This is a genomic window from Tautonia marina, from assembly GCF_009177065.1.
GTDB lineage: Bacteria > Planctomycetota > Planctomycetia > Isosphaerales > Isosphaeraceae > Tautonia > Tautonia marina.
Window position 1 is genome coordinate 91,197 of sequence record NZ_WEZF01000004.1, and the last position, 22,775, is coordinate 113,971.

Below are 22,775 nucleotides of genomic sequence, written 5' to 3' on the forward strand. Positions count from 1 at the left end.
TTGCCGCGATGGATACGGCCTCCGCCCGGCGTCTCGGATCGAGGCGCGTCCTGGTCATTGAGGACGACGCCGATGCTCTGGCCAACATCTGCGATATCCTCGAACTCGACGATTTCGCGGTCGATGCCGCGTCATCGGCTCATGAGGCGCTCGATCGTCCGGCCCAGCGCTGGGCCTCCTACGAGGCCATCATCCTCGACCGTCGCTTGCCCGATGCCGACTTCGACTCCCTGATGCCCCGGCTCCGTGCCCTTGCCCCCGATGCCGAGCTGATCATCGTCACCGGCATGGCCGATCTTCGGGGCGCCATCGATGCCCTTCGCGGCGGAGCCACCGACTACATCCTCAAGCCGCTCGATCCCGATGCCCTGCGGGCGAGTCTCGCCCGCGCCCTCGATCGCCGCAATCTCCGGCTTGCCAAGCGACGCAGTGAGGACGCCTTCCGCACCCTGGTCGAGTCGGCCGAAGCCGTCATCGTCATCACCCGCCTCGACCGTTCGATCGTCTATTTCAGCTCCTTCGCCGAACGCCTGACCGGCTATCGGGCCGAGGAGTTGATCGGTCAGAACTTCCGCGACCGCCTTGTGCACGAACACGACCGTGCCCTTTCGGACGACGCGGTGCTTCGCCTCGGGGTTGGCGAGTCGATTCGAGGCCTAGAATATCGTCTCCGATCCCGAGACGGGTCCTCCCGCTGTCTTCTCTGGAACGCCCGGCGACTCGATGATTATGAGGGCGAAGCCGCCATTCTGGCCGTCGGTCACGACATCACCGACCTGAAGCAAGCGCAGCAGCGTGCCCTGCAATCCGAGCGGCTCGCGGCGATCGGTCAGATGGTTACAGGACTGGCTCACGAGAGCCGCAATGCTCTGCAGCGTGGGCAGTCGTGCCTCGAAATGCTCGCCTTGAAGGTCGTCGATCGCCCCGAAGCGCTCGACTTGATCCGACGGACCCAGCAGGCGCAGGACCACCTGCATCATCTCTTTGAGGATGTACGGAGTTACGCCGCTCCCATTCGCCTGGAGTCCGGCCGGTTCGATCTGACGACCGTCTGGCGGGAAGCCTGGTCGTATCTCGAACCCTCGGTTCGAGAACACTCGGCGATTCTCGATGAATGGATCGACGCCCCGGAGACCCGTTGCTGGCTCGATCCCTTCCGTCTGGTTCAGGTGTTCCGCAACATCTTCGAGAACGCACTGGCCGCCGGGACCGATCCTGTCGAGGTTCGGATTCAATGTGTTTCAACGCTCCTTGACGGGAGTGATGCGTTGCGCGTCTCAATCCGCGATAATGGACCAGGCTTGACGGCCGAACAGGCAGATCGCATCTTCGAGCCGTTTTACACCACCAAGGCCCGAGGAACGGGCCTGGGCATGGCCATCTGCCGTCGGATCGTCGAAGCCCACGGGGGAAGAATCGCCGTTGGTCCCCCCGGAGTTCCCGGCGCTGAGATCCTTCTGACCCTCCCCCGTGAACCGTCATGACTCGACCCCTACGCATCGCCGTCGCGGATGACGAACCCGATATGCGGGACTACTACCGCACGATTCTCCCCGTCCTTGGGCACGAGGTGGTCGCTGCTTGCGCGGATGGCGAGGAACTCGTTGAGCGCTGCCGGGCCCTGCAACCCGATCTGGTCATCGCCGACATCAAAATGCCCGGAACCGACGGGATCGAAGCCTCGTCTCGGATCGAACGCGAACGACCCGTGCCGATCATCCTCGTCTCCGCCTTTCACGACGCCGAACTCATCGACCGGGCCGAGACCGATCACGTCCTGGCTTACCTCGTCAAACCGATCAAGCAGGCCGACCTGGAGCCGGCCATCGCCATCGCTCTGCGAAGGTTTGAGCAGTTTCAGGCCCTTCGCAAGGAGGCTGCCGATCTCCGTCAGGCGCTCGAAGACCGGAAGATCATCGAACGCGCCAAGGGAATCCTGATGAAGCGATCGAACCTGGACGAAGGAGCTGCGTTCCGTCGCCTCCAAAAATTGGCTAGTGAAAAAAATCTCAAATTGATCGAGCTTTCGAAGATGATTCTCACTGCCGAAGAAGCCCTGGGAGGCTGAAGCCCTTTCGCACCCCGTTCCTGTCCCTCAGAGCGCAAGGACGCGAAGCAATCCGGGAAGCTCGTCCAGGGCGAACTGCGATCGGATCGCACCGGCCTCAAAGGCCGCCTTGTTCATCCCGTAAATTACCGAGGTAGCCTCATCCTGGCCGAGCGTCGCGCCGCCGGCCTCGAGAATCTTTTGACAGCCGTCGACCCCATCGCGCCCCATTCCGGTCATCAGAACCCCGACCGCCTCGGACCCAAACACCTCGGCCGCCGACCGAAACAGCACGTCGATCGACGGCCGGTGCCCACTCACTGCGGGTCCGTCTGACAGTGCGATGCGAACGAACGGAGGCCGGCCCACCAGCGACATTTGCCGTCCTCCGGGTGCCACCAGGATCAGATCCGACTCGACCCGATCTCCCTCCTTCGCTTCCCGAACCGCGATCCGACACCGCCGGTCCAATCGATCGGCAAAGACCTTGGTAAAGGTCGGAGGCATGTGCTGAACGACCAGAATGGGGGGCAGCGGCGGCTCCAGTTCGGAAAAGACCCGAGTCAGGGTTTGCGGCCCCCCCGTAGAAATCCCTAGCACCACGCATCGCGTCGCCGCTCGGCCCCCAGAAGGCGTCCGGGGTTCCCGAGGACCGGTCGTTGCCACCCGCGGCTGCGCAGGACGCGATCGTCGCACTCGGCTCCCCGCGGCGGTCAACAACTTGGCGACCAGCACATCCCGTGCTCCACGAAGTTGTGAGAAATGCTTGCGATCGGGCTTCGGCAAGAAGTCCACCGCGCCGAGTTCCAGCGCGGACAGCGTAATGTCGGCCCCCTCCTGGGTCCAACTACTGACCATGACCACCGGAACCTCTTGTTGCTCAAGCAACCTCGGCAAGACCTCCAGGCCAGAGAGCCCCGGCATCTCAACATCGAGCGTCACGACATCAGGACGCAATTGCGCTGCCAGGGCGAGCGCTTCCTCGCCGTCTCGGGCCGCACCGACGACCTCAAGCTCAGAGCTCGATCGGACCATCTCGGAAAGCATCTTGCGCATGAGTGCCGAGTCATCGACGATCAGGACTCGAACAGGCCGATGAGGCATCGGAATTCATCCTCCCGGTCAATTCCGGGTCAGACGTTAGGGGTGCTGCCAAGCTTTGTCAGCATGCCAAGCATCTGTTCACGTTGAAATGGTTTGACGATGAAGTCCATTGCGCCGGCATTGATGGATGCGGCCAGCGTCTCCTTCTGGTCAAGCGCGGTGACGATAATCACCCGTGCCTGCGGATCTTCGGCTCGAATCTGTTTCAACGCTTCGAGCCCGCCCATGATCGGCATGACCAGGTCCATGGTCACAAGATCGGGTCGGAGCGATCGGTAGCACTCAACAGCCTCCTGGCCGTCACCGGCCTCGGCCACGACCTGCCAGCCAGCGGTCTCGGCGACACCCCGGATCAGCTTCCGCATGATCAAGGCATCATCCACAATCAGGAGTCGCTTCATCGGTGGGTCCCCGGTCGCATCAGACTGGTCGCTCGATTCGGGCCACACCGGCCGAGAGGTCGTAACTGGGTCCACCGGGAATACGAACCCGGACCACCCCCGAGGCCGTGTCGAGCGTCACGTTTCTGCCGGTCGATCCTCCGGCATCCTGCGCCAATATCGGAATCTTCAGGGTACGAAGCAGGCGTTCGGCGGCCTCAAGATTTTGCCGACCGATGTCGGCATTCGGCGCCGATCGAAACATGGCGGCTCCTCCGACCAGCATTGCCGAAAACGTCGATCGGCCGAGAAGCGAATGGCCCTGAAGTCGTGCCAGGTCCCCGAGCAAGGCGGGGACCGCCGTATCGACATATTTTCCGAGCCCGTCCTCACGCCCTCGGGAATCAGGAAGAACAATGTGCGCCATTCCACCAATCCGGGCCGCTCGGTCGTGCAGGATGATTGCCACGCAAGAGCCGAGCAAGGTTCGCAGGCTCGTCGGCGAGCGGGCGACAGCCCATTGGCCAATCATCACACTAACGATCGGAGAAGGTTCGGGAACGGGTGATCGGCTCACGACAGGCTCTCCGGCTGGTCTGACTCGGAGTCGTCGATGCCAAGCGTTTCGAGCCCTCCAGTTGCCGGAACGATGACCATCGCCCAGTCATTGGTAATGCCATCTACCGAAAAGTGAATCTCGACCATCACGATCCGATCATTCCGACTCGCCTGATCCATCAGGGCGAATTCGATCAGGCTCCCGGCGAATTCGAAGCGGAACTCAGGTGGCCCAGGAACCATCAGCCCACCCGGATCAAGCGACTCGGCCATCGCGTTGACGAATGCACAAACAACGATGTTGCTGGTTTCCTGCGCGGCCGACTGCTCCATCTCTCCCCATTCCGTCGCGGAGCCCTCCGGCCGACCAATCAGGGCGTCGATCATGGGCATCGCCGATCGGTCATCGAAGATCATCAAGACCGTTCCCGGGAGCGGGCCGGACAGGGGAATCGCGCAGGCCGGAACCACCGAGTCAGCCGGGCCGAGTGCCTCGGTCGCCTCGGAAATCTCCGCAAAACGGACCCGACTGACCACAAGCGACGCGGGCCGACCGAGCCACTTCGAAAGCGACTGCGAGGCCGCCTCAGCCCCCTTCCGAATCGCCTGCTCGATCCTTGGGGAAATCTGTTCCGATGAATCGTCCCCCGTCATCATGGATCTCGCCTCGATGTCGCGATAAGTTCATGCTCAGCCTTCGAGAAGGTGTGCAAGGGTCGGGTTCCCAGTTCGATCAGGGCATCGACGTCAAGAATGAGCGCGACGCGACCATTTCCCAGGATACTGGCCCCTGAGAGACCTCGCACGGACTTGTAGTTCTTCTCGATGGATTTCAAAACGATTTCCTGAATGCCGATCAGCTCATCAACCATCAGCCCAATCGTCGTCAACGTGCTTTGCACGACCACCACCGGACGACGCGTCGAACGCTCCTGAGGCGCCGATCCGGCGGTTCGACTCGGATGGACCCCTCCTCCCCACTGAAACACATCGTCAAGTGAGAGAAGCGAAATCACTCGGCCTCGAACCTCGATGGCTCTACTCCCCTGAACGTCGAGAATCTGATCCGGGCTGATCTCGACGATTTCCCGAATTTCTCCCAGCGGCAAGGCATACGTTTCTTCGTAAATGCGGACCAGTAAGCTTGGCATGATCGCGAGTGTGAGCGGGAGCCGGATGGTGAAGGTTGTCCCCTGGCCAGGTTCGGTTCGGACAAAAACGGTGCCGTTGAGCTGTTCGATCCGGTGCTTCACCACGTCCATTCCGACGCCTCGACCGGAGATGTCGGAAACCGCATCAGCCGTGCTCAGGCCGGCATGAAAGATATACGGGATCACCTCGGGGGGCGAAAGCCGGGCGGCTTCAGCCTCGGGCAACAGACCGTGGGCGGCGATTTTCCGGCGAAGGCGGACAACATCCAGTCCTTTGCCGTCATCCGCCACAGTAATGACCACGCGATTCCCCCGGTGAGCCGCGGCGAGGGTCACGGTTCCGGTTCTGGGTTTGCCCAACGACGCGCGCACCTCTGGGGCTTCCAGGCCATGATCGACCGCGTTACGGACCATGTGAATCAGCGGATCACTCAACTCATCGATCATCCGCTTGTCCAGCTCGGTCGCTTCCCCCTGGATCTGAAGCAGAACGTCTTTGCCCGAACCCACGCTGACATCGCGCACCACGCGCCGGAAGCGTTCAAACAAGGGACCTATCGGCACCATCCGAGTGTCCAGGACTCCCTTCTGGATTCGGTCGCAAACTCGTCCGAGCTGATCGATCGCTTCGGCCATCTCGGACAGATGGTCCCGACCGATCCGGAGCCGATCCAGGTTCGCTCGCAACTCACGGATGTTTTCGGTGAGTCGCCGAAATTGGGATCGCCATCGTTCCCGGATTCCTTGACTTCGTTCCGACGAGTCAAGCACGGCCTCGAACCCCTCAATCAGACAATCGAGTCGATCCTGACTGTCGGCCGCCAGCAATCGAACATCCGAATCACGAAACAATGCCTCCAGCTCTTGGGTCAAATCGGCGAACCGAGCGCGACTAATCACCAGCTCTCCCGCAAGATTCATGAGATGATCAAGTCGGTCGACGTCGACCCGTAGCGTCTCGGCAATTTTTGCTTTTGTCGGGGTTTTCGGCAGAACCATCTCCGTTGGTCCGGCGGATTCAGATCGCACCGGTCGGAATTCTGTCACCTCGAAATTCGTCTCCGGTGTCAGAACCTCAGGGGCGGACGTATCCGAAACTTCCGAGAGGCTAACCTCGTCCAAGGACTCTTCAGCATCCCCAAACTGGATGGCAGCGACTCCATCGACCTCGGCCAGTGATCGAAGCTCTTCACGATCCGCGTCAGCTTCAACCCATGCGGTGAAGGTGGGTCTCGACTCGACCTCGTCCAGTCGATCGGCGGGTGGATCACTTCCCAGGACCCGAACACGAGAAGAAAGTCGATTGAGAATCAACCGCGCTTTCATGTCTCGCCATTGCAGGTTCGGATCAAACACGACCGTCACCGCAAGACCTTCGGGCTGTCCTTGCTCGACAATCGTTGGGCCGGAAACCGATTCTGGGGTTTCGACCTCCGAAACAACTTCGTGAGATTCGACCTCGACATCCTCCATCGGAAGCTCGATGGCGTCCGGCGCATTGATCGATGGAGAAATATCTTCAGGAATGGATTCGTTGGCGCTCTTGGTTGGCGCTTCGTCCGCCCCCAGATACGACACGACCGCGTCGATCATGTCACTGAGGTCGCTCCCTTTCCCTTCGGATCGAAGATCCCGATGATAATCACGCAGTCGATCAAGGCTTTGGAAGCTGAGTTGAAGCGCATCAAAATCGAGCGATCGTTTGCCGCTTCGGAGCTGATCGAACAGGGTTTCCAGATGATGGGCCAGTCGATTGACCTGATCAAACCCCATCACACTCGCCGAACCCTTCAGACTGTGAACCAGTCGAAAGGTTTCCTGAAGCGCGGCCGCGTCGGTTTGGTCGTTCTCAAGACGGAGCAGGGTGTCGTTGAGCGTGCCGATTTGCTCATCAGTCTCGTCAAGATAGAACGGCAAGAGCTCTGATACGTCGAAACCCGACATGAGTGTCATCCCCCGTCCGGTCTGCGGTAGAGCCAACTCTCGACACGTTCCAGCCGATTGAGCATTCCGTAAATTCCCTCCGTCGGTCCGACCACAAGATACCCGCCCGGTTCGAGGGCATTGACCATGTGTCGGACGACTCGCGCTTTTGACTCGGCATCAAAATAGATCAGCACATTTTTCAAAAAGATGCAATCAAATGGCCCTTCTCGGATCGGGTGCAAGAGGTTGTGCGTGCGAAACGTGGCACGACCTTTCAGTTCCTCACTCAGTTTCCATCGGTTGGTACCAGAATCAAAGGTGAACCACCGTTTCCGCTCCGCCTGGGTCACCGAGCGAAGCGATCGATCCCCATAACTCGCCTCTCGCGCCGATCGGAGTGCGGCCTCGCTGATGTCCGTTCCCAGTGCCCGAAGCTCCCAGGTTGGAGGAGGCTGATGGACCTCGGCCAGACGGATCAGGGCCGAGTAAAGCTCTTCGCCTCCACTGCACGCGGCCGACCAAATCGCCATGCTTTTGGGGTGTTTCTTCACTCGGCTTCGTTCGATCAGTTCCTTTGCAAATCGATCGGCCAGCCATTGGAAGTGGTGCGGATCACGAAAAAAATAGGTTTCTCGGGTGGTGATCGCATCTACGAATCGACCAATTTCCAGGCGATCGCCACCTGCGGCCAAGCGAGCATAGTAGGCTTCGAAGGTTCCGTCGCCAGTCGCCTGGACCCGTCGTTTCAGGCGGTTGGAGAGCATCACACGCTTGGTTTCAGGAATGCGAATCCCCGTGGTCCGGTAAATCATGGCTCGGAACTGATCAAAAAGATCATCGGGGAGCAAATCCTGTTGCATTGTCTCTCGCCTCACACCGACGCCTGCGAACTCCAGAACCCCCGGAATGGATTCACGGAGGTTCCGGTTCGAAGGAGTCGTCGCATCAGACCTTGAAGCCCGAAACCGCCTGACGCAAGGCCTGGGCCTGGGCTCCAAGCTCCTCAGCACTGGCCGATAGCTCCTCGGCACTCGATGCGTTCGTTTCGGTGATGCCCGAGACGTCCTGAATCGCCTTGGTCACCTCCGAAGCGGATTCGGACTGCTCATGCGTGGCTCGGGCGATCTTACCGATTCGTTCGGTCGTTTCTTCGACTCCCTTCACGATCGTTGCGAGGGAAGACCCGGCTTTCTCGGACAGGCGAGCACCATCCGCCACGCGACGTGTCGATTCCTTGATCAAGGACGTAATCTCTTTCGCCGCAGCGCTGGAGCGTTCCGCGAGTTTGCGGACCTCGTCGGCGACCACCGCGAAACCCAAACCATGCTCCCCGGCCCTTGCGGCCTCGATGGCGGCATTGAGCGCGAGCAGGTTTGTCTGACTGGCGATCTCCCCGATGACCTGGGTAATGTCACTGACCTGTTCACTCGACTTGGTAATCAAGCCCATGGCCTCGATGGCCTGCTCGACCGCCTCCCCTCCTTGCCGGGCCAGTCCCCAGGTTTCTTCGGCCTGTGTGCGAGCAGCCTCGGCATTTTGATTGATCTCGGTAATCGCCCGGCCGAGTTGCTCGATCGAGGCCGACATCTCCTCGACCGTCGCGGCCTGACTCTGAGACGATTCACTCAGATAGGTCGCACTCTCGGCGATCACCTGAGAGCCTTCTGCAAACTGGCCGGTCGATTCGGCAATTTGACTAATGATCTCTTTCAGATCCCTGATCATGTTGGCCATCGCGGCGCCAAGACGCCCCAGATCGTCTTCGCCCTGAACCGGAACCTCCACCGTCAGATTCCCTGCCGCCGCGGCCGAAGCCACGTTCATCAGCGAAGTGACCTTTTCTTCCAGATCGCGTTTTTCTGCCTCAGCCCGGAATTGTCGATCGACCCGATCAAGGGCCGAGGAGACCAGCCTGCCGACACTCCGCATCACTTCGAGTCGATTTTCGGATGGATCAATTGTTTCTCTCGTGAGAAAATCCATGGCGCCGAGAAACGAGCCGTTCAGCTGAATCGGGATGGCCAGGGCCGACGAAACCTCGCACCGGCGCGCCACGCCGGCTCGGGGACATCCCGAGAGTTCTGACAATTCGGGGACGAACACAAGGTCGTGCTGCTGCCAGCAACGACCACTCAGGCCCTGTCCTTCGACGTAGCGAGAGGCTTTCGTCGCCCGCTTGAACTCGTCTGGCATTTCTCCTGATTCATACGCGAATACGAGCGATCGCTCCTCAGTGTCCAGTTTCCAGAACGAACCGTAAAGCCATCCGAACGCTTCTCGGACGGTTTCCAGTGCGATCCTGATCACTTCCTCCGGCGTATTTGCCTTGCCTAACCGCATCAACAGGAAGTTCACCGCGTTCGAGTCGGCCAGCATCTCCGTTTCTCGAACCGCTTGGAGATGCTTCCCCGTGACAATTTCCCAGGTCAGCATGGGACCAAGGTACTCACCCGTCTCGTCAACGATCGCAGATGCAACCAGATCGATCAGTTCCGATCCAAGGTGCATCGTGCCGTGATACGGCAGGTTCGCAGGGTCCGAGAGCAAGGTGCGCTGATGCTCAGGATTCTTATGGAACACGTCGAGCGATTGGCCAATCATCTTCTCAACCGGCACGCTAAACGACGCTTGAAGACGGGTCAGGGTTTCGATGGACTTCGGGTTCAAATAGCGAATTCGGAGATCGCTATCCGCAAACATCATGTTCAGCGGTGCGTTGGCAACCATCTGGGCCAAGCGGTTCATCTCGCGCGACTGGTTCAGGTGGCTGATCTTGTTCGAGGCCGTCTGAGCGATGGCCGTGAGTGCATCCATCCGAAGTTCGGTGATCTCGATCGGACGGGTCGAGCCGAACTCGAGCACGGAGATCACCTCGCCGCTGCTTCGGATCGGCAGCGCGATCATTCCCCTGAGTCCAGCCTCTTTCGCGATCCGATCCTTCATCGACGGATGGTCTGCAAGCAAGTCCTCAATCGACACCGACTCGCCGCGCTGCCAGGCAATTCCCGAAACCCCTTCGTTGGCACGAATCACTCGTTCCTGAGCCAATCGGCGCAAGAGAACATTGCCTGTTCCCGAATCGAGTCCGAATACGAGCGTGTTGGTCGAGGGATCCGGTCTCCGAGCGCACGCGATCTCCCAGCCATAGGTCGCCTGGATCGCCGAAAGCACTTCGCGCAGAATGTCGTTGGTCGAGTTCGCTCGGACAAGACCTGCGAAAGCCTCAATCATGGCTCTCGTATCGGCCTTCGATTCTTCGAGCCGATCGAACGCATCTTCTGCCAAGGCCATCGGCTCCAACTCGGAGGTGGGGCGAGCCGTTCGGTTTCGGGTTCGAGAGCTTGATGATCGCTTCGAGGAACGACTCGACGGTGCCTCCTCCGCCGTCGGAGAAGGGACGTCCATCGGTTCGGGATCGCGCTGATCGTGACTCATGAATCGTGCTCAGGAGGGGTCGCTGGGAAGAAGAACCTGGCCTCCTGCCCCGTTCTTTGGATCCGTCACCAATCAAATGCGATCGGAGATTCGGGGGCAGTCCCCGAATCTCAAGTTCCGTCCGATTCGAGATCGAGATGACCGAGCAGGCGGTCAACATCGAGCGCGATGACGAGATGATCGCCATCTCGGAACAGCCCCGAGATGGCGGAAGAGGCCACCGACGCGATCCCTGGCGGGGGGGGCTGAAGCTGGTCCTCACCGACCCGCATGACCTGAGAGACGGAATCGACGATCAATCCAACCGTTCGCGATTGAACATTGACGACCACCACGCGGGTCTGCTCGTCGAACGGCTTCGGGGGCACGCCAAATTTGGTCCGGAGATTGATCACCGGCAGAACGGTCCCACGCAGATTCATCAGCCCTTCGACATCCGCCGGGGTCTGCGGCAGCCGCGTGATCGCCGGCATCAGGATAATTTCTTGCACCCGGCGAATTGCAACCGCGTAGTCGGAACGGTCGAGCCGGAATCCCACAAACTGCAGAAGTGTCCCTTCAGTGCGAGGAGCCGCCGGTGTGGGAGTTGACGCCTGGGGTGGATTCGAAGCAGAGGACATGGTCGCAAATGCCCATCAATCCGAGGAGTCAACCGAATCCGGACAACCCGATCGCCACGAGATGCCGCGACCGAGACTCTCTTCAGTTTACCTTATGAAACTCCCAAAGGACGGCGGATCAGGAGGCATCCCCCCGCGGACCGGGCATGAGGCGGATCTGGACAATCGAGAAATCGTCCTCGAACCCCGGTTTGCCCGACAGAGAACCAAGGTACTCAATCAGCGCGTCCATCGCAGAGCCCTCGGCCCTTGACTGCTGGCCCAGATAGGAAACGAACTCGCTAAACGGCCACATCGTTTGATCCGTTCGCTGGACCTCAAAAACTCCATCACTGTAAACGAACACCGTCGCCGGCCCCTGGAGTGCATACTCCTTCGTCTCAAATTCGAGTCCGTCGAACGCTCCCACCATCGGTCCGGTTGCCTCAAGCATGATCGTTTCTCCCGAAGCGTCCGAAACCAGGAGCGCGGGGGGATGACCGCCTCCGGTGTAGCGGATGACTCCGGTCGGCAGATGGTACACACCGTACCAGGCCGTGAAATACTTGTCCGCCTGGCGAGACATCTCGAACCGCTCGTTCAGGGCAGTCAGAACCTGCCCGGGGTCCTTAAAATCGGTGCCGGGAAGCGACTGCGACCGAATGGCGTTCAACACTGAAACGGAAAGCAGCGCCGCTCCGACCCCATGACCCACCACATCAATCAAATAAACGGCGAAGTGATCGTCATCAAGCTGGTGATATCCGAAGGTGTCTCCCCCTAGTTGTGCCGAGGGAATAAACCGCCAGTCTGCTTGAATGGCCCCCTGATCGATCGGGGCTGGGAGCAAGGACTGGACGTACCGGGCCGCCTCGGCCACGTCATGTGCGAGTGCTTCCTGGCTGGCAACCAGCGCCCGATAGGCTTCATCGCGTTGAAGTTGGTTGATGTAGCCCTTTGAGTGGTGTCGGATCCGAGCAAGCAGTTCGAGCCGATCCGGGAGCTTGACGATATAGTCGTTCGCACCAAAGGCAAAGGCATCCGCCTTGGTCTGCGGTTCTTCCCGGGTTGAAAGCACGATCACTGGAACGTCCCGGGTTGCCTCGCGACTCCGGTAGAGTTTCACGAGATCAAGCCCGTCCACGTCGGGCAAAACGAGGTCCTGAAGGATTACGGTCGGTTGAAATGCCTCGGCCGTCTCCATCGCCTGCGACGGATCCTTGCAATACTGAAACTCAATGTCCTGCTCGTTGGCGAGCATCCGCTTCACGGCTTCACCAATCAAGGGTTGATCATCGATCAGGAGAACCTTGACCTTGTGTTCGCTCAGGCCGGTGGCCATCAAAGGGGCCTCGCTGCAGACGTGACCGATCGGACGAGAAAGACGACGTGAATCTCACACCGAAGAAACGATCCTAGCCTGTTCCGGCGATTGAGAACAGCAGGCACTCAACCAATTGCAGACGATCGGACAGGCCGAGGCTGGGACAGAAACTCACCGGGACACAGCCTCTTGAGGAAGCCATTCTGAGTTCGGAACACGACGACGATCAGGTCGCGAGGACCGAGCCAGGTCTTCTCACGTCAGATTGACGGGTCAGACAACGGGGACCGATCCTCGCCATCAACAGGCCAGGCTCCGGCTTCCGACGACGCGATCGGGCCATAGAGGACTGATTGTCGTCAGACGTGGATTTCAAGAATTAGATGATTTGTCGAATCGGATCGGCCCCTTCCACTCCCACGAGTGTCTGATCAAGTCCGCCATAGAAGAAGTTCAGGCGGTCGGGATCCAGTCCGAGCTGAGTCAAGATTGTCGCATGCAAATGCTTCACATGAAAACGATCGCTCACTGCAGCGGCGCCAAGGTCGTCGGTCTCTCCGACCGAGGTCCCTCCTTTCACTCCGCCGCCGGCCATCCACATGGTAAAGCCGTAGGAATTGTGATCTCGACCGGTGCCCTTCTCGTATTCGGCCGTTGGCTGGCGGCCGAACTCGCCTCCCCAGACGATCAAGGTTTCATCGAGGAGTCCCCGACGCTTGAGGTCGGTGAGCAGGCCGGCGATCGGCTTGTCGGTGCGTCCGCAATGGAAGTTGTGATTGGCCTCGATGTCGGTATGGGCATCCCAGTTATCGTCGTTGTGAGCCCCTCCCGCATAAATTTGAACAAAACGTACACCACGTTCGACCAGCCGACGCGCCAGGAGGCAACGGCGGCCGAAATTCTCGGTCTTTGGGTCGTCGATCCCATAAAGCCGCTGCGTTTCTTCCGTCTCTCCCTGAATCTCAGTCGCCTCGGGAGCGGCCATCTGCATCTTGTACGCCAGCTCAAAACTGGAGATCCGGGCGGCCAGGTCCGACTGATCCGACCGGGCAGCGAGATGATCCGAGTTGTACTCGTTCAAGGTGTCGATCAGGCGCCGCTGAACGGCGTCGGTCATGCCGTCGGGCCGACTGAGATCGACGATCGGATCGCCCTGTGATCGTAGGATCGTTCCTTGATACGTCGAGGGCATGTAGCCGCTCGACCAGTTTTTTGCCCCCGAGATCGGACCTCCCACCGGGTCGAGCATGACTACGAACCCAGGAAGATTCTCGTTCTCGGAGCCGAGACCATACGTCACCCAGCTTCCCAGGCACGGACTGCCGCTCAAGATTTTCCCGGAGTTCATCTGGAGCATCGCCGAGCCATGCAACGGGCTATCGGCCGTCATCGACTTGATGAACGCCAAGTCGTCCACGCATCCGGCGAGGTGCGGAAACAGGTCGCTGACCCACTGGCCCGACTCGCCGTACCGTTGAAAGTTCCACTTCGGCCCGACAATGCGCCCTTCATTCCGAGAACCGGCCCTTCCCTTCGTCTTGACGGCAATCGTCTTGCCATCGAGCCGGAACAGATCAGGCTTGTAATCGAAGGTGTCAATATGACTCGGTCCACCATACATGAACAGGAAAATGACAGACTTGGCCTTCGGAGTGAAGTGCGGGGTCTTGGGCGCCATCGGGTTGACGTACGAGCCGGTCGATCCGGCGTCCGCCTGAGCCGACTTCGAGAAGAATCCGTCCCGAGACAGGAGATCCACCAACCCCAACGAGGTGAAGCCAAGACCCGTTTGCCAGACGAACTCACGGCGAGTTCGTCCGCAGAAGGAACCCCTCGATCGATTCGGGTTGCTCATCACACACGTCTCCATGGACTCGGGGGGCTTACGGGTCGCCTTCGTTCCGAGAATCATCAATCGATATAAAGAAATTCGTTTAAGTTCAGTGCCAGCAGACAGAACAGGTGGAAGGCCTGATCATCCTCGACACCATGCTCGTCCTGGAATTCCTCGACCAGAGCGATCCCTCGGTTGATTTCCTCGGCCGAAGGGGTCCGCGAGGTGACCAGGTGAAGGACTCGGCGGATTCGCCCGGGCAGATCGCCGCCGATCTCCGAACGAACCCGGGCACTGAGCGCACTGGCCTGCTCGTGCAGCAACGGGCCGTTCAAGGTGCTCAATGCCTGGGTCGGCTGGGTCGTCGCAAAGCGAACCGGGCAGGAAAAATCGGTATCGGCCGCGTCGAAGCTGGCGAGAATCGGAGTTACGAGTGACCGTTTCACGTAGATGTAAACACTTCTTCGAGCTTGCTCTGCTTCCGACGACTGCCCCCATCCTGCTCCCGGGCGCGACTGACCCGCCAGATACGCTTTCTGAATTTCCGGGTAAAAACTCGGACCGCCCATCTTTGGGTTCAGAGTGCCCGTCACGGCGAGCATGGCGTCCCGGAATTCTTCCGCCGAAAGGCGTCTCAGGTTGAAGCGCCAGAACAGGTCGTTTTCCGGATCGATCGCCAGCGCCTTGGGGTTCCCCTGCGACGACATCCGGTACGTACTCGACATCACAATCTGTTTGTGCAACGGCTTGAATCGCCAGTCATTCTCCATGAATTCGGCGGCCAGCCAATCGAGCAACGCGGGATGGGTCGGCACACTGCCCTGAAAGCCGAAGTCGTTGGGGGAGCGGACAATTCCTCGGCTGAAGTGGTAATGCCAGACCCGGTTCACCGCGACCCGAGCGGTCAACGGGTTGTTCGGACTCGCGATCCACTCGGCCAGCACCCGTCGACGACCCGACGAGGTCGCCCCGGCCGAAGGCGCTGGCAGGGTCGGATCCGCAGTCCCCAGCACCTCCGGGAACCCTGGTGTCACCGCCTCGCCCGGAGCGTGAGCACTGCCTCGGATCAGGACCGCGGTTTCCGGCGCCTGGGGGCCGTCTTCGCGGGCGCTCAGAGCCATCGGCAACGGCGGCACCGGTGGAATGGCCTTCCACTGGCCGATCAGGGCACGGTACAGGTCCAATTCCTCGGCCGACAGCTCCTGCTCGGCCATGCCGTCGAGGACATGCCGACGCTCCTCAAACGTGCCGTTCCGAAGATTCGACCGTCTCGGTTCCGGAACCGTCGCCAGCAGTTTCGATTCGATCGGAGACAGATTCTCCTGGATCGCGGCTTCGCGTCGTGAGCGCTCGGCGATCGCGTGTTCGTGCGCTTCGCGCTCTTCGTCCGAGGCGATCTCCGTAAGAATGTGATCTTCGCGATACGAATAAGGTTTCAGGTTGTGGAAGAAGGCGAGGAATCGGTAATAGTCGCGCTGAGGGATCGGATCGATCTTGTGATCGTGGCATCGGGCGCAGTTGATCGTCAGCCCGAGCATCGCCTGCGAGGTCGTGCTGAGGATATCGTCCAGCTCGTCAAATCGTGCCTGAGGTGGGTCGGTCGGCTCATCATCCCAGGCACCCAGACGATAAAATCCGGTGGCGATGATCGACTCGGCCGAGACGTCATCGAGTTCGTCTCCGGCCAGTTGTTCAAGAAGGAATCGATTGTACGGCTTGTCGTCATTCAGAGACTTGATCACATAATCGCGATAACGCCATGCATTCGGCTTGTTGTTGTCGCGCTCGAAGCTGTTGGATTCCGCGTACCGCACGACATCGAGCCAGTGTCGCCCCCACCGTTCGCCGTAGTGCGGAGAATCGAGCAGGCGATCCACGAGCGCTTCGTACGCGTCGGGTGACTCGTCGGCCAGAAACGCTTCGACCTCTTCCGGTGTCGGCGGTAAGCCGGTCAGATCGTACGAGAGTCGTCGGATGAGGGTCGCCTTCGAGGCTTCCGGTGCGGGAGAGAGCCCCGCGTCCTCGAGCTTGCGCAGGACAAACGCATCAATCGGATCGCGAACCCACTCAGCGTCCCGAACGTCCGGCACCTCCGGCCGCTGGATGGCTTGAAAGGACCAGAAGCGTCGATCCTCGTCCGAAATCAAACCTTCCGGATCATCCCCGCCTGAAGGGGTGGGCGTGTCGGGATCATCCCCGCTGTATTGAGCTCCTTGATTGACCCATTCGGTGAGGATGGCGATGGAGTCGGGGTCAAGCTTGCCGGTCGGGGGCATTTCCAGGCCGGCGTAAGTGATCGCTTCGATGAGCAGGCTCTCACCGGGCAAATCCAGATCGACCGCCGGACCGAGATCTCCCCCTTTGAGCAATCCGGCACGCGAGGTCAGATCAAGCCCTCCTCGCGTCTTCCCGTCTGCTCCGTGGCATCGCAGGCAGTGCTGCTCAAGAATCGGACGAACCGACGTCTCGAAGACTTGGGAACGGTCACGATCGACAGCCTCGTTCTGGCCTCGACTCAAACCGGGGACCACGAAGAGGCTCAGCAAGACGAGCCGGCCGAGACGCATCATCAGGCAAGGTCCTCGGGAGAAGAAGCCGTGACGTTCAACCGTTGATCAAACCCTTGTTGATCGTACCGAAGACGGACCGATCGGGTCAACCAAACGAAGTTCTGATCGATCGGTCACTCGACCCCCTCACAGGAGATACGACGCTCGAAACTCCTGAAGCCACGCCATCAAGGGTTTGGCCTGCCCTTCCGCATCGAAGAGGCCGGCGTGAGGGAAGACGTGCGGAGCGGCATCGGTGGCGTGGGTCCAGATCACGGATCGAACGTACGGCTTGGCAACCGCCAGGGCGATCCACCGGGCGGCCATGTCGCGCTGAGAGTCCGGAGTGGGGGCGCCCGGCCACTGCCGGCGCTCGACTTTCAGTTCACCGGAGGACTGAGGGTCTTTACCTCGGGTCGAAGGGAGGGCGATGGTGACATGAAGCGGCTGATTGAGCAGGGCGAACAGGTCGAGCATCCGCGAAAACTCGAAAAGATCACGCATGTGACTCCCCGGCGCGCTGAAGCCGGGAGCAACCTCCAGCCCGACGCCCGCCAGACCGATCTCAGCCCTCGACAGTGAATCGGCCACATGTAAGGGGCCGATTCGGAAGGGGCTGGAGCCGAGCCACTCGGCCCAGGGCTGGTCGAAGTCCACGATCAAGGGGGTCACGGGATCGACCTGATGAGCGACCTGAACGCATCGGGCGGCCAGGCGGATTTGCTCCTCCTCGGACATGCCGAGCACGTCTCCCGAGGCGGGACGCGCGACCAGATGCCAGTGACCAAGCTTCCCCTTGTAGCGCGTGACCGCCTGGCGAACGAGATCAATCGCCATCGAGCTGATCGCCTCGACGTCTCCGGCCCAGAGCCATAGCCAGTCGGGGAAGGACGACGGTCGAAACTCCAGAATCGGCCCGGCCATCGGCATCAAATTCTGGGATTGACACCATTCAATTTGAGCATCGAGTGCTTCCCAGCGATACCGGCCTTCGGTCGGGGCCAGCTCCGCCCAGGAACAGCGCAGGCGAGCCGCGTTGATCACGCCGACGAGCGATTCCGCCCAGGGGCTTCCGACCGGATCGGCGTTCAGGCCACACCCGAGCAGCGTCGGCAGTTTCGCGGCATGTTCCAGGCGTTTTCGGATGACCTGAGTCGTGTAGGTCGCGGTCAGCTGCTCGCCGGCCCGGAAGGAGGCAGCCAGGCTTGCCCGAGCAAACGAGGCGGCCCGTGCCGGGTCATCGCAAGTCACTGCTCTGGAGAAGGCTCGGATGGCTTCAGCCAGCGGGGCCGACACTTCGTTCGGCAGGTGCAGCCCCATGTGCCGCCAATCAGCGGCCTGTCCGCGCACGTCGAACAGTTTCCCTCGGGCCAGTTCCACGGTGAGATCAAAGGGTCGGGATCGTTCCGCCAGGGTGGCCGTGCTGACGAACGGCATCCCGAACCCCTCGACCGGGAACGGCACATGAAGACGGCCACTGTCCGGGGCATCTCGCTGAGTCACCAGCAAACCGGGCCGCAGGTCGATCGAGACCGGCTCTGGGGTGCGATCGAGCCCGGTGAAATACCCTCGCCGCAGTTCGGGCAGTCGCTCGGACAGATCAGGAGGCGTTAATCGAAACTTCATGACGCCCATCGTCCACGAGTCCTACCCGAGAAGTCCATCAAAGGGTCACCCAAGGCGAACATGAGTGCGTTGAGGCCTTGGTGTCGTTCCACCAACTTTGTCACAGAATTCGCCGGTCTGCCTTGTGACTGCAAGTGGAGGAACGGAATTCCGATCATCCCCCGCCATCTCGGCGAAGCTCGAACGCCCTGGGGTGGTGTCGAGGATTCTCGGTAGTGTCGGCCTCGATCCGAACGGGGCAGACCGGTTCGCCATCGATCGACCTCAAGCAGTTCGGCTCGCGCGGGGTCGAGCATGAACCAAGACCTCGAATGCGTCGGCAAGTTCCTCGATCAGGAAACGACCAACGTCGGGAGCCGGTCGGCTGATCAAGTCGCGTTCTGGCACGATTGAGTCGCTCCGGTCCTGAGGATCGGGCGTTGGATCGACCGACTCTAAGATGCCTTGCCCTCAGCATGATCCTACCACTCTTGCCTTGTCGATGCCCAGAAACTCAGGGCAAAACTCGGGCCACGAGTCGGGCACCGACCGTCCGAAGCGGTTATCATGCGGATCGGTACGAGGATCTGAACCGAAACGTGGTCGGAATTCTCCGGATCGATTCTCCAACGGACGCTCGAATCATGCCGCTCGCCCTGATTGGTGCCAGCCCCATTCGCCACCAGCCCGGCCCCTTCCGCAACCTGCTCCACAACGGGGGGTTTCAGACCCTGGACCCGGAGGGTGATGATGTCCTGACCGAATCCCAGTTATTTGCCAGCTTGCCGGATTGCGAGGCGATCGTCGCTGGAGGAGAGCGAATCTCGGCGACCCTGATTGAGGCGTCCCCCAAACTCCGCGTGATTGCTCGAACCGGGGTGGGTTACGACGCGGTGGACGTGGCAGCGGCTTCGGCCCGAAAGATCGTCGTGACCATCACGCCGGGAACTAATCATGAGAGCGTTGCCGAGCAGGCGTTTGCCTTGCTCCTCGGCGTTGCTCGACGTGTGGCCATCAACGACCGGATCATCCGATCAGGAGGGTGGGACCGGACGATTGTTCGTCCCTTGCGGAACACGACCCTCGGACTCGTCGGACTCGGAAGGATCGGCCGGGCGATGGTTCCTCGGGCCAGGGCGTTCGGGATGCGGGTGCTGGCGTATGACGAGGTGATCGACTCCGCTTTTGAGGCGGAGCAGGGAGTCGAGCGACGCTCCTTTGAGGCACTCCTGGCCGAGTCGGACGTGGTCAGTCTTCACGTCCCTCTGAACGACGCGACCCGAAATCTGATCGACGAACGTCGAATCGCACTGATGAAGCCGGGGGCGATCCTGATCAACACAAGCCGGGGAGGCCTGGTCGATGAGGAGGCCCTGTATCAGGCCCTCACGTCCGGACACCTGGCGGGGGCCGGTCTGGACGTGTACCGCATCGAGCCGACCTCGGCCGATCATCCACTCATTGCCCTGCCGAACGTCGTCTCCAGCCCTCATATCGCCGGGGTGGACGAACGATCGATGGCAGACATGGCCGAGCTGGCGGCGCGATGTATCGTCGATCTGCACGAGGGCCGATGGCCGGGCCACTGCGTGGTCAACCCCGAAGTCGGCCCCGACTGGACCTGGTAAGCGATCGCCCGCTCGATGGCCCGGAGGAGAGCCTCGCCGGCCCTTCATTCCAAGGGCCGGCGAGCGGCATCGAGCGATCCGCTCTCACCAATTCCCAGGGCCAGCCAAGGTCAGACCTGGAACGAGCTTCCGCAGCCGCAGCTCTTGGTCACGTTCGGGTTGTTGAAGGCAAACCCGCGACGGCCGAGGTCGTCGATGAAATCGATGATGGTCCCGTCGAGATACGGGTCGAACTTCTTTTCGATGGCCAGACGAACGCCGTGGAACTCGGCCACGCGATCGCGCTCGCTGGTCTCGGAGTCAAAGTTCAGGCTGTAGGAGAAGCCGCTGCAACCGCCACCCTGCACCCCCACGCGCAGGACCAGTTCCTGACCGTTGCCTTGTTCTTCAATGATCCGCTTGACCTCGCTGGCGGCCTTTTCGGTGAGCGTGACACTCATCGGGTTCGTGCTCCTGACTCTTGGAAGACGGAGGGAGGAACGGCGAACGTACTTCGCCGGTGGGTGCGATCAACGTTAGACATTCTACGCAGTTGTCGGCCAATCACAAGTCGGCCCGCGCAAGATCCGGGTGATTGACCTGGCTGTTGCAAGTCGATTGACGCAGTCGGGTCACGGTTTCCGCGACGATTGTCGAGGCAAGCTCAACCTCCTCACACGTGGTGAACCGGCCGAGCCCGAAGCGAAGGCTGGCCCGACCAAGCCGCTCGTCTCGACCCATTGCCCGAAGGACGTGGCTCGGTTCGGGTTCGGACGAGGAACAGGCCGCTCCCGAGCTGACGGCGAGGGTTCGAAGGTTCATCATCAGGGCCTCACCTTCCACTCCTTCGAAGCTGAGGTTCAGGTTGTTCGGCAAGCGTTCCGTGGGATGGCCGTTGAGCACGACCCCCTGATTGTGAAGCAAGGTCCGGATGGACTGGTCCAATCGGTCACGAAGCGATCGCATCCGATCGGCATCGGCCGGGCCTTCCTCCCGGGCCAGTTCGGCCGCCCGACCGAGCCCGACGATCAAGGGAACCGGCAAGGTGCCGCTCCTCAATCCGCGCTCGTGCCCACCGCCATCGACCAGAGACGCCAGCCGAGCCCGTCGGCCCTGGCGACGGACAAAGAGGGCGCCGATCCCCTTTGGACCGTGAAACTTATGCGCGGTCAGGCTCAGCAAGTCGATGGCATCGGCCTGCACATCGATCGGGATCTTGCCGACCGTCTGGGCCGCGTCGGTATGAAACACGATGCCACGATCCTGACAGAGACGCCCGATCGCCCCGATCGGGTTGAGGGTGCCGACCTCATTATTCGCGGCCATCACCGAGACGAGGACCGTGCGATCAGTCAGGGCCTGCTCGACGGCCTCAACTGAGATCCGCCCGTGAGGGTCTGAGGGAACGATCGTCAGGTGCCAGCCCGATTCCCGAGCCAGGCGGCGGAGGGGATCGAGGACGGCGCGGTGCTCGACACTCGAACAGACGAGGTGATCCCCCCCCTGCCCTGGCCCTCGGGCGGCGAGGGCGGTTCCTTTGAGGGCGAGGTTATTGGCCTCGGTCGCGCCGGAGGTGAACACGATCTCGGACGGCTCGGCCCCGATCAACGCGGCGACCTGTTCGCGGGCGCGATCCACCGCGTCGCTTGCCTCCCACCCGAATCGGTGAGACACGCTGGAGGCGTTGCCATACTGCTCGGTGAAATACGGGAGCATCGCCTCGACGACGCGGGGGTCGGTGCGGGTGGTGGCGTGGTTGTCGAGGTAGATGGGCATCGCGGTCACGGCGAGAAGCTCCCGATCGAGGGGAGATCGGTCGGAGGTTCGGGGAAAATCCACCTTGTCGAAAAATGGCGTCTCGATCAAGCTACGTCGGCCCCCCCTCGGGAAGGAACCCGCACGAGACGGTCATCGAAGGACGCGACCCAATGGGCTACGACAAGCAGCAAGCCACGGAAGAGTTCGTCCGCTGGAGTGAGTCGTACGACCGCTGCATCCTCCAGTGGTTGCTTTTTGGCCCCTCGCACCGGGCCTTGATTCGAAGAATCTGGGAGCGGTTCGGCGACCGGCCGATCCGGGTCCTCGATGCTGGGTGTGGGACCGGCCAGTTCGGTGAGAAGATTCTCGAGGCCCTGCCGAATGCCCAGGTTTTCGGCATGGACCTCGTCGCCGAGATGCTCCAGGGCGGAGCGAGACGCTGGGCCTCGCACCAGGACGCCTTGATGCCAGTCCAGGGGGACAGCGAGCACCTGCCCTTCGCCAGCGGAAGCTTCGACGTGGTGACCTGCGCCAACAGCTTCCACCACTATCCCGACCAGCAGCGGGCCGTAACCGAGATGCACCGCGTCCTCAAGCCGGGGGGCCGGTTGATGCTGGTTGACGGCTATCGAGATGCCCCCTGGGGCTGGTTCATCTACGACGTCTGCGTGGAGACGGTCGAGGGGAACGTGCATCACTGCTCTCGGGCCCGGATGCGCGACCTCTTTGCCAACGCCGGATTCGTCGAGACAGAACAGACGGTCCATCGAGGCCCCGCCCCGTTCCTGTTGACGGAAGGGCTGGCGCGATCGGCCACAACCCTCGGCCGGCCGCACTTCGCCGTGGCCCCCGCACAGGTTCGCCAGTCGAGCGGAACGCGATGATCGCATGATATGTT

Annotated in this window: 18 protein-coding genes; 4 read left to right on the top strand and 14 right to left on the bottom strand. The window is 60.9% G+C overall.

The window, feature by feature from the left end:
- Window positions 1-8: 8 nt before the first annotated feature.
- Together GA615_RS06450 and GA615_RS06455 are read left to right on the top strand one after the other, a co-directional pair.
- Window positions 9-1,484 carry a hybrid sensor histidine kinase/response regulator gene (locus GA615_RS06450; RefSeq protein WP_152050462.1) on the top strand — a complete coding sequence of 492 codons (1,476 nt, stop codon included), beginning with the start codon at window positions 9-11 and terminating at the stop codon, window positions 1,482-1,484.
- Entirely contained in the window at window positions 1,481-2,068 is a 588-nt protein-coding gene (locus GA615_RS06455; RefSeq protein ID WP_152050463.1) for an ANTAR domain-containing response regulator, read from the top strand. The genes GA615_RS06450 and GA615_RS06455 overlap by 4 nt, the downstream gene beginning before the upstream one ends.
- A 27-nt stretch (window positions 2,069-2,095) precedes the next feature.
- Here the strand turns inward: GA615_RS06455 and GA615_RS06460 are convergent, their stop codons facing one another.
- The 12 genes from GA615_RS06460 to GA615_RS06515 form a co-directional block, all read right to left on the bottom strand.
- Window positions 2,096-3,151, bottom strand: a complete 1,056-nt coding sequence (locus GA615_RS06460; RefSeq protein ID WP_152050464.1) for a protein-glutamate methylesterase/protein-glutamine glutaminase — start codon at window positions 3,149-3,151, stop codon at window positions 2,096-2,098.
- A 29-nt stretch (window positions 3,152-3,180) separates the two neighbouring features.
- On the bottom strand, window positions 3,181-3,552 hold the full coding sequence (locus tag GA615_RS06465) for a response regulator (RefSeq protein ID WP_152050465.1): 372 nt from the start codon (window positions 3,550-3,552) through the stop codon (window positions 3,181-3,183).
- A gap of 19 nt (window positions 3,553-3,571) precedes the next feature.
- Window positions 3,572-4,108: a chemotaxis protein CheD gene (locus GA615_RS06470; protein WP_235905151.1), complete on the bottom strand. Its 537-nt coding sequence runs from the start codon at window positions 4,106-4,108 to the stop codon at window positions 3,572-3,574.
- Complete coding sequence (locus GA615_RS06475) at window positions 4,105-4,746, bottom strand: chemotaxis protein CheC (RefSeq protein WP_152050466.1); 642 nt, start codon at window positions 4,744-4,746, stop codon at window positions 4,105-4,107. Before GA615_RS06475 ends, GA615_RS06470 begins: the two co-directional genes overlap by 4 nt.
- Window positions 4,743-7,184 carry a chemotaxis protein CheA gene (locus GA615_RS06480; RefSeq protein WP_152050467.1) on the bottom strand — a complete coding sequence of 814 codons (2,442 nt, stop codon included), beginning with the start codon at window positions 7,182-7,184 and terminating at the stop codon, window positions 4,743-4,745. The genes GA615_RS06475 and GA615_RS06480 overlap by 4 nt, the downstream gene beginning before the upstream one ends.
- 5 nt (window positions 7,185-7,189) lie before the next feature.
- Window positions 7,190-8,026: a CheR family methyltransferase gene (locus GA615_RS06485; protein WP_152050468.1), complete on the bottom strand. Its 837-nt coding sequence runs from the start codon at window positions 8,024-8,026 to the stop codon at window positions 7,190-7,192.
- 85 nt (window positions 8,027-8,111) lie between these two features.
- Window positions 8,112-10,457, bottom strand: a complete 2,346-nt coding sequence (locus GA615_RS06490; RefSeq protein WP_161602202.1) for a methyl-accepting chemotaxis protein — start codon at window positions 10,455-10,457, stop codon at window positions 8,112-8,114.
- Window positions 10,458-10,711: 254 nt separating this feature from the next.
- Window positions 10,712-11,221, bottom strand: a complete 510-nt coding sequence (locus tag GA615_RS06495) for a chemotaxis protein CheW (RefSeq protein ID WP_152050470.1) — start codon at window positions 11,219-11,221, stop codon at window positions 10,712-10,714.
- 118 nt (window positions 11,222-11,339) lie between these two features.
- Window positions 11,340-12,542: a fused response regulator/phosphatase gene (locus GA615_RS28570; protein WP_152050471.1), complete on the bottom strand. Its 1,203-nt coding sequence runs from the start codon at window positions 12,540-12,542 to the stop codon at window positions 11,340-11,342.
- A 361-nt stretch (window positions 12,543-12,903) separates the two neighbouring features.
- Window positions 12,904-14,379 (bottom strand): DUF1501 domain-containing protein, encoded by a 1,476-nt coding sequence (locus GA615_RS06505; RefSeq protein WP_152050472.1) that lies wholly within the window; start codon window positions 14,377-14,379, stop codon window positions 12,904-12,906.
- Between the two features lie 56 nt (window positions 14,380-14,435).
- Window positions 14,436-16,928, bottom strand: coding sequence for a PSD1 and planctomycete cytochrome C domain-containing protein (locus GA615_RS06510; protein ID WP_152050473.1), 2,493 nt, complete (start codon window positions 16,926-16,928; stop codon window positions 14,436-14,438).
- A gap of 126 nt (window positions 16,929-17,054) precedes the next feature.
- The gene (locus tag GA615_RS06515; protein ID WP_235905153.1) at window positions 17,055-18,533 is read right to left on the bottom strand and encodes an endo-1,4-beta-xylanase; all 1,479 of its coding nucleotides are present in this window, start codon (window positions 18,531-18,533) and stop codon (window positions 17,055-17,057) included.
- Between the two features lie 623 nt (window positions 18,534-19,156).
- Here GA615_RS06515 and GA615_RS06520 point away from each other — a divergent pair.
- Window positions 19,157-20,140, top strand: a complete 984-nt coding sequence (locus tag GA615_RS06520) for a phosphoglycerate dehydrogenase (RefSeq protein ID WP_152050475.1) — start codon at window positions 19,157-19,159, stop codon at window positions 20,138-20,140.
- Between the two features lie 110 nt (window positions 20,141-20,250).
- Here the strand turns inward: GA615_RS06520 and GA615_RS06525 are convergent, their stop codons facing one another.
- Together GA615_RS06525 and GA615_RS06530 are read right to left on the bottom strand one after the other, a co-directional pair.
- A complete protein-coding gene (locus tag GA615_RS06525; RefSeq protein ID WP_152050476.1) occupies window positions 20,251-20,580 on the bottom strand; it encodes a HesB/IscA family protein in 330 nt (109 codons plus the stop codon).
- A 103-nt stretch (window positions 20,581-20,683) separates the two neighbouring features.
- Window positions 20,684-21,895, bottom strand: a complete 1,212-nt coding sequence (locus GA615_RS06530) for a cysteine desulfurase family protein (protein WP_152050646.1) — start codon at window positions 21,893-21,895, stop codon at window positions 20,684-20,686.
- 152 nt (window positions 21,896-22,047) lie between these two features.
- Here GA615_RS06530 and GA615_RS06535 point away from each other — a divergent pair, with 152 nt between their 5' ends.
- Window positions 22,048-22,761, top strand: coding sequence for a class I SAM-dependent methyltransferase (locus tag GA615_RS06535; RefSeq protein ID WP_152050477.1), 714 nt, complete (start codon window positions 22,048-22,050; stop codon window positions 22,759-22,761).
- The last annotated feature ends 14 nt before the right edge of the window (window positions 22,762-22,775 follow it).